Origin of the sequence: Thiobacillus sp. 65-1402, assembly GCF_001897685.1 — a bacterium.
GTDB lineage: Bacteria > Pseudomonadota > Gammaproteobacteria > Burkholderiales > Thiobacillaceae > Thiobacillus.
This window is the reverse complement of the sequence record NZ_MKUG01000218.1, coordinates 1-16253: the sequence shown is the minus strand read 5'-3', so window position 1 is coordinate 16253 and position 16253 is coordinate 1. Positions and strand designations below refer to the sequence as shown.

The window sequence follows — 16253 nt, the reverse complement described above, 5'->3', positions numbered from 1 at the left end:
GGATAGACAAAGCGAATCACGTTGTCGGGCGCCATTGCCACGCTGCGGATCGCCGGCTGCAGACGCATCAGCGAAGCCGCGACCTGCGCCAGATCGGCCTGCGAAAAATCCGGCTTGGACAGCACGAAAGCAGACAGGCCCAGGCTCAGCGACAGCGTGGCATTCAGTTCCGATTCCAGGCGTGCCCGCACAGTGGCGGCCTCGGCTTGCAGCACCGCGCGCTCTGCCTGGCGGCTGCGGTCCCGCTCCAGCCAGACGAACGATTGCAGCAGCAGCCAGACCGTGCATGCCGCCAGCACGCCGGCCGCCAACGGCAGGCTGCGCGAGGACACAAGCGGGCTGGAAGGGATCACGCGCGGAGGCTTAGCGGCTGATCGGCTTGTAGCGGATGCGCTTGGGCTTGGCGCCCTCCTCGCCCAGCCGCTTCTTCTTGTCGGCCTCGTATTCCTGGTAGTTGCCGGGGAAGAACACCACCTGCGAGTCGCCCTCGAAGGCGAGGATGTGGGTGGCGATGCGGTCGAGGAACCAGCGGTCGTGCGAGATCACCAGCACGCAGCCGGCGAATTCGAGCAGCGCGTCTTCCAGCGCGCGCAGGGTTTCCACGTCGAGGTCGTTCGACGGTTCGTCGAGCAGCAGCACGTTGCCGCCGGCGATCAGCGTCTTCGCCAGGTGCAGGCGGCCGCGTTCGCCGCCGGACAGGTTGCCGACCAGTTTCTGCTGGTCGCCGCCCTTGAAGTTGAAGCGGCCGAGGTAGGCGCGCGACGGCGTTTCGTAGCGGCCGACGGTGAGGATGTCGCGGCCCTCGGCGACTTCGTCGAACACGGTCTTGTCGGCCGCCAGCGCATCGCGGCTCTGGTCGACGTAGGCGAGCTTCACCGTCTGGCCGATCTCGACTTCGCCGGAATCAGGTTTTTCCAGGCCGGTGATCATCTTGAAGAAGGTCGACTTGCCGGCGCCGTTGGGGCCGATGATGCCGACGATGGCGCCGGGCGGCACGCTGAAGGAGAGGTTGTCGATCAGCAGGCGGTCGCCGAAGGATTTGCTCACGTTGTGGAAGTCGATCACCTTGTCGCCCAGCCGCTCGCCGACCGGGATGAAGATTTCCTGGGTCTCGTTGCGCTTCTGGTACTCGACCGAGTTCAGTTCCTCGAAACGCGCCAGGCGTGCCTTCGACTTGGCCTGGCGCGCCTTGGGATTCTGCCGCACCCATTCGAGTTCCTGCTTCATCGTCTTGATGCGGCCGGCTTCCTGCTTGGATTCGGTCTCCAGCCGCGCTTCCTTCTGCTCCAGCCAGCTGGTGTAGTTGCCCTTCCACGGAATGCCGTGGCCGCGGTCAAGCTCGAGGATCCACTCGGCGGCGTTGTCGAGGAAGTAGCGGTCGTGCGTCACCGCCACGACCGTCCCCGGATAGCGCACCAGGAACTGCTCCAGCCAGTCGACCGACTCGGCGTCGAGGTGGTTGGTCGGCTCGTCCAAGAGCAGCATGTCGGGGTTGGACAGCAGGAGCTGGCACAGCGCCACCCGGCGTTTTTCACCCCCGGACAGGTTGCCGATGGTGGCGTCCCACGGCGGCAGCCGCAGCGCATCGGCGGCGATTTCCATCTGCGTGTCGAGGTCGGCACCGGCGGTGGCGAGGATCGCCTCGCACTTGGCCTGCTCCTCGGCGAGCTTGTCGAAGTCGGCGTCCGGCTCGGCGTAGGCGGCGTAGATTTCATCCAGCCGCGCCTTGGCGGAGACGATCTCGCCCAGCCCCGTTTCCACCGATTGCCGCACCGTATGCGCGGGGTCGAGTTGCGGTTCCTGCGGCAGGTAGCCGATGCGGATGCCCGGCATCGGGATCGCCTCGCCTTCGATGTCCTTGTCCACCCCCGCCATGATGCGGATCAGCGAGGACTTGCCGGAACCGTTGAGGCCCAGAAGGCCGATCTTGGCGCCGGGGAAAAAGCTGAGGGAGATGTCCTTCAGGATCTGCCGCTTCGGCGGCACGATCTTGCCGACGCGGTTGAGGGAATACACGTATTGCGCCATGAATGAATGAATCCAGAAAAAGTTAGTTGTTGTTTGCGCCCGGGCATGCGTCGAACGCGCAGCCCTTGTCCGGGTTGCGGCCGACATAACTGCCGTCGGCACACTGCTTGACGTCCGCGGCACACGCCCCGCCTGCGTCCGGCAGCGGCGGTGGCGGCGGTGCCGGCGGCAAGGGCTTGCCCGCAGCGGGCCGCGATGCCGGCTTGGCCGCAGGGTCTGTGCCGGCCAGGCCGCATCCGCTCAGTGCGAACAGCAGCACGGCGGCAGCGAGCGCCCTCATCAAGACAGTTCCCTGTCGAGCAAGGCCTTCAGCTTGACGAAATCGAGTTCGCCCAGCTTCTGTTCGAGGATGCGGCCGTCCTTGCCGACGATGAAACTGGTGGGCGTCAGCTGCACGTTGCCGAAGGCGCGCGCGTGCGCGCCGTCGGTGTCGAGCGCCACCGGGAACGGCAGTTGCCGCGTCTGCACGAAATTGGCCACATAGTTGGGCGGATCGTAGCTCATCGCCACCGCGATGATTTCGAAGCCGCGGTCCTTGTATTGCGTATAGGTCTCGACCATCCCGGGCATTTCCTTGATGCAGCCGGGACACGACGTTGCCCAGAAATTGACCAGCACCACCTTGCCGCGCAGCTCGTCGAGCACGATGGGCTTGCCCTCCAGCGTGGTGAAGGTGGCCGCGGGTGCGCCGGGCTTGTCCATCAGGGCGTAGGCCAGTGCGCCGATGATGGCCAAGACGGCGACGGCGGCGAGAAGCGGTTTGGTGTATTTCACGGGTTTTTACCTTCTAAATTGCAGCTTGAATCCTGCGCCTGGGATTGATACGACCGCGCCAGCGCCACATAGTGCTGCGCCGAATAGCAGAAATAGGCGATTTCCTCGTCGGAAAGCAGGCGCACCCGCTTGGCGGGACGGCCCAGGTACAGATGGCCGGATTCGAGCACCTTGCCTTCCGCCACCAGCGAACCGGCGCCCAGCAGCACATGCTTCTGGATCACCGCACGGTCGAGGATGATCGAACCCATACCGATCAGGCATTCGTCTTCGATGGTGCAGGCATGCAGGATGACCGTGTGGCCGACGGTGACACGCGCCCCGATGCGCAGCGGTCCGCCCGCCGGATTGGCCGGCGTCCTGTGTGACACGTGCAGCACGCTGTTGTCCTGGATGTTGCTCGCCTCGCCGATGCCGATCGAGTTGACGTCGCCGCGGATCACCGCGCCCGGCCACACCGAGGCGTCCCGCCCAAGGCTGACTTCGCCGATCACCGTGGCGCGCGGGTGCACCCAGGCGCCGGCGGCGAGTTGCGGGTGAACCTCCCGGTAGGGGGCGACGGGGTCAAAAGCCATGGTTGTCCTGGGGTTGAAACGCAGCGGGAGCGGGCTCAAATTATAATCGTTGTGCGTTGCCGCTTTTCCTCCGCGCCCCTGCGTCCACTTTGTGAAAGATTTGCCATGAATACCCCGATGGGCACCAATCCCCTGCTCGACTTTTCCGGTCTGCCCCGCTTCGCCGAATTCAAGCCCGAATTCGTCACCCCCGCCATCGACCGGTTGCTGGCCGACGCCCGCGCGGCGGTGGCGCGTGCGGAAGCCGCCGACACGCCGGCCGAGTGGGATGCCTTCGTCGGCCCGCTCGACGACGCCAACGAAAGACTGGGCCGCGCCTGGGGCCAGGTGTCGCACCTGCATTCGGTGATGGACTCGCCGGAACTGCGCGAGGTCTACAACGCCAACCTGCCGAAGATCACCGTCTATTACGCCGAGCTGGGACAGAACGAGGCGCTGTTCGCCAAGTTCAAGGCGCTCAAGGCGCGCGCCGATTTCGCCGCGCTGTCCGCCCCGCGCCAGAAGATCGTCGACAACGAGTTGCGCGATTTCCGCCTCGGCGGCGCCGAGCTGCCGGCCGACAAGAAGGCCCGCTTCATGCAGGTGCAGGAGGAACTGGCGCAGCTGTCGGCCAAGTTCGAGGAAAACCTGCTCGACGCCACCAACGATTTCGCGCTCTTCATCGACGACGCGGCCGAGCTTGCCGGCGTGCCGGACGACGTGCTGGCCGCCATGAAGGCCGCGGCCGAGGCCGACGGCAAAAGCGGCTGGAAGATCACCCTGCACATGCCGTCCTACCTGCCGGTGATGCAATACGCCGACAACCGCAGCCTGCGCGAGCAGGTCTACCGCGCCTACGTCACCCGCGCCTCCGAATTCGGCAAGCCCGAACTCGACAACACCCCGCTGATTGCCGGCATCCTCAAACTCAGGCGCGAGGCGGCCGAACTGCTTGGTTTTTCCAGCTACGCACAGGTATCGCTGGCAGCCAAGATGGCCGACACCCCGGCCGAGGTGCTGAAATTCCTCGACGAACTCGGCGTCCGCGCCCGCCCCTACGCGGAGAAGGACTACGCGGAACTGAAGGCGTTCGCCCGCGACGAACTCGGCCTCGCCGACCTGCAGGCCTGGGACACCACCTACGCGTCGGAAAAACTCAGCGTCGCCCGCTACAGCTTCTCCGACCAGGAAGTGAAGCAGTACTTCCCCGAGCCGCGCGTGCTGGCCGGCCTGTTCAAGCTGATCGAGACCCTCTACGGCCTGCACGTGCGCGAGGATCAGGCGCCGGTGTGGCATCCCGACGTCAAGTTCTACACCCTCACCGACCACGCCGGCCAGCGCGTCGGCCAGTTCTACCTCGACCTCTACGCGCGCGCGTCGAAACGCGGCGGCGCCTGGATGGACGACGTCATCACCCGCCGCAAAACCGCTGCCGGCATCCAGACCCCGGTCGCCTACCTCAACTGCAATTTCTCCGGGCCGGTGGGCGGCAAGCCGGCGCTGTTCACCCACGACGAGGTCATCACCCTGTTCCACGAAGCCGGCCACGGCCTGCACCACCTGCTGACGCAGATCGAGGAACTCGGCGTGTCCGGCATCAACGGCGTCGAGTGGGACGCGGTCGAGCTGCCGAGCCAGTTCATGGAGAACTTCTGCTGGGAATGGGACGTGCTGAAGCACATGACCGCCCACGTCGACACCGGCGAACCACTGCCGCGCGCGCTGTTCGACAGGATGCTGGCGGCGAAGAACTTCCAGTCCGGCCTGCAGACGCTGCGCCAGATCGAGTTCGCCAGCTTCGACATGCGCCTGCACGACGATTTCGACCCCAGCGGCCCGCGCACCGCGCTGGACCTGATCGACGACATCCGCCGCCAGGTCGCGGTCGTCATCCCGCCCGCCTACAACCGCTTCCCCAACAACTTCTCGCACATCTTCGCCGGCGGCTACGCGGCCGGCTACTACAGCTACAAGTGGGCGGAAGTGCTCTCCGCCGACGCCTACGCGCTGTTCGAGGACGAGGCCGAGGGCTACGGCGGCGTGCTCAATCCGGAGGTCGGCCACCGCTTCTGGAGCGAGATCCTCGCCCAGGGCGGCGCCCGCCCGGCGCTCGAGTCGTTCAAGGCCTTCCGCGGCCGCGAACCCACCATCGACGCCCTGCTGCGCCACAACGGCATGGCATGAGCGACGCATACGATGACGATGCCACCCGGGCTTCAGCGGCGTGCGGCCGCGGCCAGCCTTGACGCTCTTCAGGCTGCCCGCAGGTAAAGCCCAAACCGGTTATGGCCGTTAGAAGGCGGGATCAGGTCTTTCGGGAGCACGGCATGAAAGCAGGACTCATCATGGCAGCGGCCTGGCTGGCGGCGGCGAGCGCCCCGCTTGCCGCCGCCCAGCTGTATCAGTGGAAGGACACACAGGGCCGCACGGTATACAGCGACCAGCCGCCGCCACCCAGCATCAAAAATGCCCAGCAGAAAGCCTTCAAGGGCAGCGTCATCGAGGTTGGCGAATCCTATGCCGCCAGAACCGCGCGCGAGAAATACCCGGTCACCCTGTACGCCAGCGCCTGCGGCGCGCCCTGCGAACAGGCTCGGCAACTGCTCGCAGGGCGCGGCGTTCCCCATAGCAGCAAGGACCCGCAAGCCAGCCCCGAAGCGCAGGCCGAGCTGCAAAAGCTCACCGGGCGTTTAAGCGTTCCGGTGCTCGTGGTCGGCAGCGACAAGCTGGACGGTTTTGAAGCCGGGCAATGGCAATCCGCGCTCGACCGCGCAGGCTATCCAAAAACCGCCCCGCCCGGCCACAAGCCGGCACCCGCGCAGGCGCAACAGCCGTCGCCGCAGTAGCGGGGTGCGGTAAACTCGGCGCCATGAAAATCGCCGCCTGGAACGTCAACTCCCTCAAGGTCCGCCTGCCCCAGTTGCTGGACTTTCTCGCCACCCGCCAGCCCGATGCGGTGTGCCTGCAGGAAACCAAGCTCACCGATGACAATTTCCCGGTCGCCGAACTCGAAGCGGCCGGCTACCGCGTCGTCTTCACCGGCCAGAAAACCTACAACGGCATCGCCATCGTCAGCCGCGCCGAGCCGAGCGAGGTCGCCCTCGGCATCCCGGGTTTCGAGGATGAACAGAAGCGCGTCATTGCCGCCACCGTCGACGGCGTGCGGCTGGTGTGCGTTTACTGCCCCAACGGCCAGAGCCTCGACTCCGACAAATACCCCTACAAGCTTGCCTGGTTCGATGCGCTGGCCGCCTGGCTGAAGGACGAACTGGCGCGCCATCCCCGGCTCGCCGTGCTCGGCGACTACAACGTCGCCCCGGAAGACCGCGACGTCCACGACCCCGAGGCATGGAAGGACAGCGTGCTGGTGTCGGAACCCGAACGCGAACGCTTCCGCAAACTGCTGGCGCTGGGCCTCATGGACAGCTTCCGCCTGTTCGAGCAGCCCGAGAAAAGCTTCTCCTGGTGGGACTACCGCATGATGGGCTTCCGCCGCAACCACGGCCTCAGGATCGACCACATTCTTCTCAGCGCGCCGCTGGCCGCAGCCTGCACCTCAAGCACCATCGACCGCGACATGCGCAAGCTGGAGCGGCCGTCGGACCACGCGCCGGTTCTTGCCGAAATTGGTTTGGGCGTTTGAATTCAATCCACTCGACCCGGATAGGGAAATCCGTCCCGCTGTTGTTCTGGAACATGACCGGTAGCCGGGGCCGGCCCTGGAGGGAACTCACAAACCTGCCCGCCATCCCTGTCATGGATGACTAAGCGCTTGCGCAGAACTCCTGCAGCGCGCCAATGATGTCATCCTGGTCACTGTCATGCAGCTTTGGAGAGAGCGGCAAACTCAGTGTTTGTCGGCCAATGCGTTTGGCCTGCGGCCAATCATCCGGTTCCCAGCCGTAGCGCTCCTGGTAGTAGGGGTGTTCAGGCAGGCTCAAATAATGAACGCCAGCACCGATGTTTCGATCATGCAGCTTTTCCAGGACAGTGTCGCGCGTCAGCCCGGTACGTTCGGCATCGACCAGAACCGTATACAGATGGAGCGCATGCCGGGTCTCGGGATCGGGTTCGGCCGGTCGGGTAAGCGGCAGGCTGGACAACGCTTTCTGATAACGATCCCATAAGCGCTGGCGGCGCAGCCAGCTGTCTTCGATACGGGCGAGCTGATGAATCCCGATGGCCGCCTGCAGGTCCATCATGTTGTACTTGTAGCCGCATTCCGTCACTTGGTAATGCTTGTATCCCCGGTCGCTGAAGCGTTGCCAAGCGTCCTGGCTAAGCCCATGAAGCGCCAGGCGCTTGATGCGTTGTATGTGCTCTTCATTGCGCGCAATGATCATGCCGCCTTCACCGCAGGTCACGTTTTTCGTGACATAGAAACTGAAGCAGCCGAAGTCGCCCAGGGTGCCGAGGGGCTGGCCGTGGTATTCGCCCTCAACAGCATGTGCGCAGTCTTCTATGACAATCAGGTTGTGCGCCTGGGCCAGATCCCGCAAACGATCCATATCGCAGGGACGACCTGCAAAATGTACGGGCAGAAGTGCGCGGGTTCGCGGTGTAATGCGGCGGGCCACGTCGTCCGGATCAAGATTCAGCGTCACGGGGTCTACGTCAGCCAGCACAGGCTGGGCACCGCAATGTATGATGGCGTTGACGGTTGCGCAAAACGTGAGGGCGCTGGTGATGACCTCGTCACCCGGCCCCAGCTCGGCGGCTATCAGACTGAGGTGGAGCGCCGCCGTGCAGGAATTGACTGCTGCGACCCGACTTGAAGGAAGATGCTTGTAGGTAGCGAAATCGTGTTCGAATTGATGCACTCGGGGCCCAGTGCCAATCCAGCCGGCCTCCAGGGCCGCAACCACCTCCGCAATTTCCGTTGCCTGCAAATCAGGCGCGCCAAAAGTCAAAAACGTATTTCGCAATTTCCGATCCGATATAAGTGAATAAAATCATCATCAATCTAGCGATGACCGGCTGGGTGCCTACCCGCATGCAGTCTGCGCATGTGCCGATGAGCGTGGAGGAGATTGTCGCCGATGCCTGCGCCGGAATAGCATGCGGCGCCTCCATTCTGCACATCCACGCTCGCGAGGACAATGGCGATCCCTCCTACGATGCGGAGCGCTACGCGTCGATCATGAGGGGCATTCGTACGCGGCACCCACAGGCGGTGATCACGGTCACGACCAGCGGCCGCCGGACCTCCAATTTACAGCAACGAACAGCGGCCTTGAGGCTTCAGGGTTCGGACAGGCCCGACATGGCGAGCCTGACCCTGGGTTCGATGAACTTTGCGGATGGCGCGAGCATCAACGATCCGGAAACGATCCAGGCATTGGCGGGCATGATGCGTGAGTACGGCGTCAAGCCGGAACTGGAGGTGTTTGATCTGGGCATGATTCACTATGCCAAGGTGCTCATCAGCAAGGGACTGATCGATCCGCCCTATTACTTCAACCTTATCCTGGGCAATATTGCGACCGCCCAGACCGACCTGCTGCATCTGGCTGTTCTTCTGCGCGAACTTCCCCCCGACAGCGTGTGGGCACTGGGAGGGATTGGGCGTTATCAGCAGAACGCCAACAATCTGGCCGCGGTACTCGCCGATGGAGCCCGCACCGGCCTTGAAGACAACCTATGGCTGGATGCCGGTCGCACGCAATTGGCCAGCAACAGCCAGCTCGTCCAGCGAGTAGCCGATGTGGCGCGTGCAGCAGGCAGAGGGATAGCCAGCCCGGAAGAAACCCGACAGCGTTTGGGACTGGATCGAATTTCATGAACATGCAGACAGATGAGCGCCTGGTGATTTTCGGCTTGAGCAATATTCTTTCGGATCTGCTCGATTGCGCCCTTGCGCTTCGGCTCCCCGTGAGCAAAATCGTCATCCATCACCCGGAGAACCCGGGCGACCGTGATTTATCGGTGACTCACCGGATCAATGCGTATTCCCGGCATGCCAGTCAACCCATCCTGCAAGACCTTGATAACTTTTCCCCGGAACCAGGGGAACGCTACATTCTCGGGCCAACCTCCCCGGAACGGCGAGTGCTTTCGGAAATGCTGATCGATCGCTTTGGCCTGGATTTCGCCTCACTGGTCCACCCCACTGCCTATTTTTCGCCAATGGCCACGCTATCCGGTGGCGTATTCATCGGTGCGAACAGCGTCATTGCTCCCGGTGTAGAACTGGCCGAGCATGTCTTCATCAATCGCGGCGTAACCATCGGCCACGATACCCGTATCGGTGCGTATTCCCGGGTTCAGCCCGGCTGCAATCTTGGCGGGCTGTCCCGCATCGGCGAAGGGGTGACGATCGGCATGGCAGCCACCCTGCTTGAGCGTCTGCAAATCGGCAACCGCTCGGTGATCGGCGCCGGCTCGGTTGTATTGCACGACGTTCCCGAGGCTGTGCTGGTGGCGGGCATCCCCGCGGTCATCAAGAAGCAGTTGGCAGACTGAAGCCGCACTGCGTCCCTCCCCGGCATTAGACCGACCTGTTTTCATGCGGCATCGCAAGATCGGGCACGCGATGCCCCAAGAACTCACACAGTTTCCGCATCGCATCAGGCACCGACAGGTTCAGAACAAGCAGATCCTCGGGGCGATGCCTGAAATATTCCAGAATGCGCCGGTTATGGTCCTGATAATGCTGTTTGTAGATTTCAGGGTCATAGAGCGTATGTTCGTCCACGCCATACACCATTTGATGCTGCCGCCATAACCAGCCGGTATCGCAGTAGGGGAGTTGTTTCAAGTCATCCGCAGAGGGGATCCTCCCCTTGCAGACAAGCCTTGTCTGGGAGCGAATTAATGAGTCATACCACTGACTCGGATCATCCCTTATCGAAAGAATGAATTTTGAACCCGGATAGGCGTGATCAAGAACCTGGTAGGTGTAATCCAGGCTGAACGGCACATCCTGAAAAGCATCCGCCCCCCGGCAATATTGAACGACTCGCCGAAAATCCCTCCTGGCCCAATCATCCAGCAAACGCTCGGCCTTGGCCTGCTTGCCCACGCGGTAACCCAGCAGCTTCAATGCCTTAGCCAGTGATGTTGTGCCCGTCTTGTTCCTGCCTATGCAGAATATCTTTTGTTTTTTCCAGAACATATCCATCTTCAAATTACACGCCTCGCTGCCCCCGAAGGGCTTTCAAGTGCCATTTTCATCACGTTGGCCAGGGTGTTTTCCTCCGTTACATATCGATATGCCTGATCCGCGATGCTCAGCCGCCCAGCCTCATCTTTAAGACAGGAAACAACAAGGTCGACAAGCTCATGTCTTGCCGCCATCCTGAAATGCGTGCCTTCGATATAGGGCGCAGTATTTTCCGCATGCTCGGAAACCACCATCGCCTTGCAGCTCATCGCCATCAACATGCGCATCCCTGGCGACTCCCAGGGAAACGTGTTGAGATTGAGCAGAATTTTGCTGCGGTTAAGCAGTTGGGTGCGCACGTCTCCATAGCAGTCTTGATTGACCACTTTCAGCGTGAAGCCGGCCTTCTCCAAGGCCTGCTCCATGTCCTGAAGCAAGGCACGGCGGCGGCGAGTGATGTTGCCCAGGAAAACGACGTCGATATCCCGTTCCGTTTCCTCCAGCAAGCTGCCCCAATCAGGGTGATAGCCGACAGGAACAAATAAACTGGGTACACCATGACCGGCCAGAAACGTCTGTCGAGGTTCCAGGCTCACAAAAAGCGTATCGACCAACCCGGCCCGCCAGAAACCCAATAACCGTCGCGACTCCTTGGCCGCGTAAGAAAACTGGCGGGGTAAAAAATCGCGGCGTCTGTTCCAGGGCAAGCTCCAGCTCTGGATCGCGAAACCATAGTACGCAAAACGATCAAACAGCCGCTGCATTCGCTGCGGGCGGGAAGAGTAGTCCACACCGCGCGCATGCAAGAACCAGTTCTGCAGCCGGGAAGATGGGAGATCAGGCGGAAGCAATGGCTCACAACTCCACAGAATCCGTTGAATCCCCAGTTCCCTCGCCCTGCTGAAAAAAGGCTTGCCGACCGCTGCCCAGTCTGCAATCCCCAGGACCAGCAAGGTATCGCCTGCGGCAAGGTCGGTCGCCTGCCGCGCAAGGCAAACCCTCCACCCATTCGTTTCAAGCGCCTCCATCAATGCCCCGGAAAAGCTTACGGGCAATGCTTTTTGCGCATCAAGTAGAACAACACGCCCCATCGATGAACTCTCCCTATGCGCCACCTGTGTGGCGGCAATCAGTACTGCACCACCGCCGGGTCGAGACTGCGCCACAGATACCAGGTGGCGACGGTGCGCCAAGGCGCGTGGCGCTCGCCGTGCTGGCGCAAGAGCTTGGGGGTGGGCCGTTCGCCGCCGAGATAATACAGTGCAACCGCTTTCTGCAGGCCGATGTCGTCGACCGGCCAGACGTCGGGGCGGCGCAGGCTGAAGATGAGGAACATCTCGGCGGTCCAGCGGCCGATGCCGCGCACGTCGACGAGTTCGGCGATGACGGCCTCGTCTTCCATTTTTTTCCAGCGCGCCGGATCGATGCGGCCATCGGCGAAATGGCCGGCGAGGTCACGCAGATATTCGGCCTTGCGGCGCGACAGGCCGCAGGCGGCGAGCGCATCCAGTTCGAGCGTGACGATGCGTTCCGGGCTGACGGTTTGCGCATACCCGGCGAAGCGCGCCCACACGCTGTCGGCCGCCTTGACCGAGATCTGCTGGCCGACGATGGCGCGCGCGAGGGTCTGGAAGGGGTCGCCGCGATCGCCCAGCACGGCATCGGGATAGCACGCGATGAGCGCCGCCATCACCGGGTCGGCTGCGGCCAGTTCTGCACAGGCGGTGGACCAATAGGTGGGCGCACGGGATTTCATGAAAAGACTTTCATCCGCGAAGGACGCGAAGAAACGCGAAGGGGAAAACCAGAATTGCCTGGGATTTTCTTCGCTGAACTTCGCGTCCTTCGCGGATAAAGCCTTTCGCCCTCACAGCAGGATGATGTCGTACTGCTCTTGCGGGTAGGTGGTCTCGACCTGCAGTGATACCGGTTTGCCGATGAAGTCGATGAGCTGGGCGAGGCTGCCGGATTCCTCGTCCAGGAACAGATCGATCACGCTCTGCCCCGCGACAATGCGGAATTCGCGCGCGTCGAACTGGCGCGCTTCGCGCAGGATTTCGCGCAGGATTTCGTAGCACACGGTCTGCGCGGTCTTGATTTCGCCGCGCCCGGCACAGGTGGGGCAGGCCTCGCACAGCACGTGCGCCAGCGATTCGCGCGTACGCTTGCGCGTCATTTCCACCAGGCCCAAAGCGGAAAACCCGCTGACGGTGGTGCGCGTGGGGTCGCGCGCCAGCACTTTCTTCAGCTCGGTGAGCACCGCTTCCTGGTGCTCGGCATTGTCCATGTCGATGAAGTCGATGATGACGATGCCGCCGAGGTTCCTGAGGCGCAGCTGGCGCGCGATGGCCTGCGCCGCTTCCAGGTTGGTCTTGAAGATGGTGTCGTCGAAATTGCGCGCGCCGACGAAGCCGCCGGTGTTGACGTCGGCCGTGGTCAGCGCCTCGGTCTGGTCGATGATGAGGTAGCCGCCCGACTTCAAATCGACGCGCCGTCCCAGCGCCCGGGCGATTTCATCCTCGATGGCGTGGAGGTCGAACAGCGGCCGGTCGGCGCCGTAATGCTGCAGTTTTTCGAGCACGGCATGGGTATAGTTCTGCGCGAATTCGGCCATGCGCTGATAGGTTTCGCGCGAATCGATGAGGATGCGCGACGTGTCGCGATTGACGAAGTCGCGCAGCACGCGCAGCGACAGGTCGAGATCTTGGTACAAGAGGCACGGCACCGTGCAGTTGCCGCGCGACTGGATGCTGCCCCACAGCCGCCGCAGGTAGTCGATGTCGGCCTGCATTTCGGCGTCTTCCGCCATTTCGGCCATGGTGCGCACGATGAAGCCGCCCGTGGCGTCGGTGGGCATCAATTGGTGCAGTTTCTGGCGCAGCTGTTCGCGCTCTTCCTCGCCTTCGATCTTCTGCGAAATGCCGATGTGGGTTTCCTGCGGCAGATACACCAGGTAGCGTCCGGCGAAGCTGATCTGCGTGGAGAGCCGCGCGCCCTTGGTGCCGATCGGGTCCTTGATCACCTGCACCATCAGGCTCTGGCCTTCGTGCAGGATCTGCTCGATCGGACGCTCCGGCTCGCCGCCGCGGCGCTCCTCCCAGATGTCGGCCACGTGCAGGAAGGCCGCGCGCTCGAGGCCGATGTCGATGAAGGCCGACTGCATCCCCGGCAGCACGCGCACCACGCGCCCCATGTAGATGTTGCTGACCAGTCCCCGGCACTGCGCGCGCTCGATGTGCAGCTCCTGCACCGAGCCCAGGTGCAGCACGGCGACGCGGGTTTCCTGCGGGGTGACGTTGACGAGGATTTCTTCGCTCATGATGGGGTGGCCGACAGCGCTCAGACTGCCAAACCGAAGGCTCTCAATAAAACGGCTGTGTCATATAACGGCAAACCCATGATGCCGCTGTAGCTGCCGTCGATATGTTCGACGAACGCGCCGGCGCGTCCCTGGATGGCGTAGGCGCCGGCCTTGCCGAGGTATTCGCCGGTTTCCAGATAGCGCGCGATGGCGGCGGCATCGAGCGCGGCAAACCTGACCTGGCTGGATGACAGGCGCAATTCCTGCTGGCCTTCATGCTGCACCGCCACCGCGGTGTGTACCTGGTGCTGGCGCCCCGACAGACGGGTCAGCATGGCTTCGGCCTCGGCGCGGCTGGCCGGCTTGCCGAGGATGGCGCCGTCCAGTTCGACCACCGTGTCCGCACCCAGAACCGGAAAGCGCAGCAGGTGGCGCGCATCCACCGCGCGCCAGCCGCAGGCAGCCTTTTCGGCCGCCATGCGCTGCACGAAATCGAGCGCGGTTTCGCCGGCGCGCGGCACCTCGACGACATCCATGCGGCCGGACACGGCACGCAATGCCAGCACGTCGAAGGCAACGCCGATCTGTTTCAGCAGCTCGCGTCGCCGCGGCGATTGCGAGGCCAGATAAATCCGTTTGTCGACCAGCATGTTTTCGTTATTCCCCCTCAATCCCGATGATAGGGATGTCCCTTGATGATGCACGCCGCCCGGTATACCTGCTCGCTCAGCAGCACCCGCGCCAGGGCGTGCGGCAGCGTCAGTTTCGACAGCCCCAGCAACTTGCCGGCACGCGCCTTCACGCTGTCGTCGAGGCCATCGGCTCCGCCGATCACGAACGCCGGCGACACCCCCTCCGCCATCCAGCCCTGCAACCAGGCAGCCAGCTCGCGCGTCGTCGCCTGCACGCCGCGTTCGTCGAGCACCACCGGCACGCAGCCGGCGGGCAACGCCGCCAGGATACGCTCGGCTTCAAGCTGCCGCGCCCGCACCCCGTCCTCCCCCGCCACCCGATGACCGGGTTTGATCTCGGTCAGCAGCAACGGCAGGTCGGGCGGCATGCGGCGCGCATAGTCGTCGTAGCCCGCGTTGATCCAGCCGGGCATCTTGTGGCCGACGGCGATCAGGTGCAGCTTCACTCAGTGGTCGGATTGAATGTGCCGCGCCCGCGCCGCTTCGCCCGCCCCCCACAGCTCTTCCAGATTGTAATGCGCGCGCACGGCAGGCAGCATCACATGGACGATGGCGTCGCCGAGGTCGAGCAGCACCCAGTCGCCGCTGTCCTCGCCTTCCGTATTGCCCACGTATTCGCCGGCCTCCTTCATCCTGACGCGCACATTGTCGGCAAGCGCGCGGGTCTGCCGATTGGAGGTGCCGCTGGCGATCACCATGCGCTCGAACAGCGAGGTGAGCTTGCCGGTGTCGAGCACGGTGATGTCTTGCGCCTTGACCTCTTCGAGGGCGGCGACGATCAGCTTGATTTTGTTTTCGATGTTCATGGATAAAGATAGAGTTGGTGTTCGTGAATGTAGTCGAGCACGGCGTCGGGCAGCAGATAACGCGCGCTGCCACGCCGTGCCAGGGTGTCGCGGATGGCGGTGGCCGAAATGCCCAGCGGCGTCATCTGTCGCAACAGCACCGAGCCGGCCGGGCAAGCGGCCGATCCGGCGGCTTGCTGCCGTTGCGATAGTTCGTGTTTCAGCTCATCCGGCAGCGCGTCGGGCTGCAGCGACTGCGCACCGGAGCGCGCGGCGACCGCAATATTCGCCAGATCGAACAGCCGCCGCCATTGATGCCAGCCCGGCAGCCCGAGAAAGGCATCCGCCCCCAGCAGCAGCCACAGCGGTTGCTCGTTGCCCAGCTCTGCGCGCAGGGCGGCCAGCGTGTCCACCGTGTAGCTCAGCTCCGGTCGCTGGATTTCGCGCGCATCCACCTCGAAGCGCGGGTTGCCGGCAATCGCCCGGCGCACCATTTCCAGCCGGTGCGCCGCCGCGGTGCGCGGCGCGCCGCGGTGCGGCGGCTGTCCGGCGGGAATGAACAGCACCCGGCTCAAGCCGATCGCCGCCGCCATTTCCTCGGCCAGCCGCAGATGGCCGAAGTGGATGGGATCGAAGGTGCCGCCGAAGATGCCGATGGGCGGCATGGCCTTAGCCGCGGACGTGCCCGTCTCCCAGCACCACCCATTTCTGGCTGGTCAGCCCTTCCAGGCCGACCGGGCCGCGCGCGTGGATCTTGTCGGTGGAAATGCCGATTTCAGCGCCGAGGCCATACTCGAATCCGTCGGCAAAGCGCGTCGAGGCGTTGACCACCACGCTCGCCGAATCGACCTCGCGCAGAAAGCGGCGCGCGCGGCCGTAGTCCTCGGTGACGATGGCGTCGGTGTGCTGCGAACCGTGGGTATTGATGTGGACGATGGCTTCGTCGATGCCGTCGACCACCTTGACCGCGATGATGGGGCCGAGATATTCCTCGACCCAGTCGGCGTCCACCGCGGC

19 protein-coding genes and 1 pseudogene are annotated in these 16253 nt (G+C 63.5%); 5 read left to right on the top strand and 15 right to left on the bottom strand.

Annotated features, from left to right (window positions below; genetic code table 11):
• The 5 genes and pseudogenes from BGO62_RS16145 to BGO62_RS16125 form a co-directional block, all read right to left on the bottom strand.
• Positions 1 to 353, bottom strand: a pseudogene (locus BGO62_RS16145) (bifunctional diguanylate cyclase/phosphodiesterase); the annotation flags it as partial.
• 10 nt (positions 354 to 363) lie between these two features.
• Entirely contained in the window at positions 364 to 2028 is a 1665-nt protein-coding gene (ettA, locus tag BGO62_RS16140) for an energy-dependent translational throttle protein EttA (RefSeq protein ID WP_296644489.1), read from the bottom strand.
• 22 nt (positions 2029 to 2050) lie between these two features.
• A complete protein-coding gene (locus BGO62_RS16135; protein ID WP_296644488.1) occupies positions 2051 to 2308 on the bottom strand; it encodes a hypothetical protein in 258 nt (85 codons plus the stop codon).
• Positions 2308 to 2802: a TlpA disulfide reductase family protein gene (locus BGO62_RS16130; protein ID WP_296644484.1), complete on the bottom strand. Its 495-nt coding sequence runs from the start codon at positions 2800 to 2802 to the stop codon at positions 2308 to 2310. The genes BGO62_RS16135 and BGO62_RS16130 overlap by 1 nt, the downstream gene beginning before the upstream one ends.
• Entirely contained in the window at positions 2799 to 3377 is a 579-nt protein-coding gene (locus tag BGO62_RS16125) for a gamma carbonic anhydrase family protein (protein ID WP_296644482.1), read from the bottom strand. The genes BGO62_RS16130 and BGO62_RS16125 overlap by 4 nt, the downstream gene beginning before the upstream one ends.
• A 105-nt stretch (positions 3378 to 3482) precedes the next feature.
• Here BGO62_RS16125 and BGO62_RS16120 point away from each other — a divergent pair, with 105 nt between their 5' ends.
• The 3 genes from BGO62_RS16120 to xth all read left to right on the top strand — a co-directional run bounded on the left by BGO62_RS16120 (position 3483) and on the right by xth (position 6999).
• A complete protein-coding gene (locus BGO62_RS16120; RefSeq protein WP_296644480.1) occupies positions 3483 to 5540 on the top strand; it encodes a M3 family metallopeptidase in 2058 nt (685 codons plus the stop codon).
• 143 nt (positions 5541 to 5683) lie between these two features.
• Complete coding sequence (locus BGO62_RS16115) at positions 5684 to 6202, top strand: DUF4124 domain-containing protein (RefSeq protein WP_296644477.1); 519 nt, start codon at positions 5684 to 5686, stop codon at positions 6200 to 6202.
• A gap of 23 nt (positions 6203 to 6225) precedes the next feature.
• Positions 6226 to 6999 carry an exodeoxyribonuclease III gene (xth, locus tag BGO62_RS16110; RefSeq protein WP_296644472.1) on the top strand — a complete coding sequence of 258 codons (774 nt, stop codon included), beginning with the start codon at positions 6226 to 6228 and terminating at the stop codon, positions 6997 to 6999.
• Between the two features lie 121 nt (positions 7000 to 7120).
• Here xth and BGO62_RS16105 read toward each other — a convergent pair whose 3' ends face one another.
• Positions 7121 to 8281, bottom strand: coding sequence for a DegT/DnrJ/EryC1/StrS family aminotransferase (locus tag BGO62_RS16105; RefSeq protein ID WP_296644471.1), 1161 nt, complete (start codon positions 8279 to 8281; stop codon positions 7121 to 7123).
• Between the two features lie 17 nt (positions 8282 to 8298).
• On the opposite strand from BGO62_RS16105, the gene BGO62_RS16100 reads away from it, so the two are divergent.
• Complete coding sequence (locus BGO62_RS16100) at positions 8299 to 9138, top strand: 3-keto-5-aminohexanoate cleavage protein (protein ID WP_296644468.1); 840 nt, start codon at positions 8299 to 8301, stop codon at positions 9136 to 9138.
• Complete coding sequence (locus tag BGO62_RS16095; protein WP_296644465.1) at positions 9135 to 9818, top strand: acetyltransferase; 684 nt, start codon at positions 9135 to 9137, stop codon at positions 9816 to 9818. The genes BGO62_RS16100 and BGO62_RS16095 overlap by 4 nt, the downstream gene beginning before the upstream one ends.
• Positions 9819 to 9843: 25 nt before the next feature.
• Here the strand turns inward: BGO62_RS16095 and BGO62_RS16090 are convergent, their stop codons facing one another.
• From BGO62_RS16090 to BGO62_RS16050, 9 genes are all read right to left on the bottom strand, one after another.
• Entirely contained in the window at positions 9844 to 10476 is a 633-nt protein-coding gene (locus BGO62_RS16090; protein ID WP_296644491.1) for a sulfotransferase family protein, read from the bottom strand.
• 2 nt (positions 10477 to 10478) lie between these two features.
• Positions 10479 to 11549, bottom strand: a complete 1071-nt coding sequence (locus BGO62_RS16085) for a glycosyltransferase (protein WP_296644461.1) — start codon at positions 11547 to 11549, stop codon at positions 10479 to 10481.
• Between the two features lie 38 nt (positions 11550 to 11587).
• Positions 11588 to 12214 (bottom strand): DNA-3-methyladenine glycosylase, encoded by a 627-nt coding sequence (locus BGO62_RS16080; protein ID WP_296644458.1) that lies wholly within the window; start codon positions 12212 to 12214, stop codon positions 11588 to 11590.
• Between the two features lie 111 nt (positions 12215 to 12325).
• Positions 12326 to 13777: a ribonuclease G gene (gene rng / locus BGO62_RS16075; protein ID WP_296644455.1), complete on the bottom strand. Its 1452-nt coding sequence runs from the start codon at positions 13775 to 13777 to the stop codon at positions 12326 to 12328.
• A 20-nt stretch (positions 13778 to 13797) separates the two neighbouring features.
• On the bottom strand, positions 13798 to 14409 hold the full coding sequence (locus BGO62_RS16070) for a Maf family protein (RefSeq protein WP_296644451.1): 612 nt from the start codon (positions 14407 to 14409) through the stop codon (positions 13798 to 13800).
• Between the two features lie 17 nt (positions 14410 to 14426).
• The gene (rlmH, locus tag BGO62_RS16065; RefSeq protein WP_296644447.1) at positions 14427 to 14897 is read right to left on the bottom strand and encodes a 23S rRNA (pseudouridine(1915)-N(3))-methyltransferase RlmH; all 471 of its coding nucleotides are present in this window, start codon (positions 14895 to 14897) and stop codon (positions 14427 to 14429) included.
• On the bottom strand, positions 14898 to 15257 hold the full coding sequence (gene rsfS / locus BGO62_RS16060; RefSeq protein WP_296644446.1) for a ribosome silencing factor: 360 nt from the start codon (positions 15255 to 15257) through the stop codon (positions 14898 to 14900). It abuts the gene before it with no gap.
• Complete coding sequence (gene nadD / locus BGO62_RS16055) at positions 15254 to 15901, bottom strand: nicotinate-nucleotide adenylyltransferase (protein WP_296638596.1); 648 nt, start codon at positions 15899 to 15901, stop codon at positions 15254 to 15256. The genes rsfS and nadD overlap by 4 nt, the downstream gene beginning before the upstream one ends.
• Before the next feature lie 4 nt (positions 15902 to 15905).
• Positions 15906 to 16253, bottom strand: a 348-nt coding sequence (locus tag BGO62_RS16050) for an aldehyde dehydrogenase family protein (RefSeq protein WP_296644444.1), incomplete at its 5' end; no start/stop codon positions are given.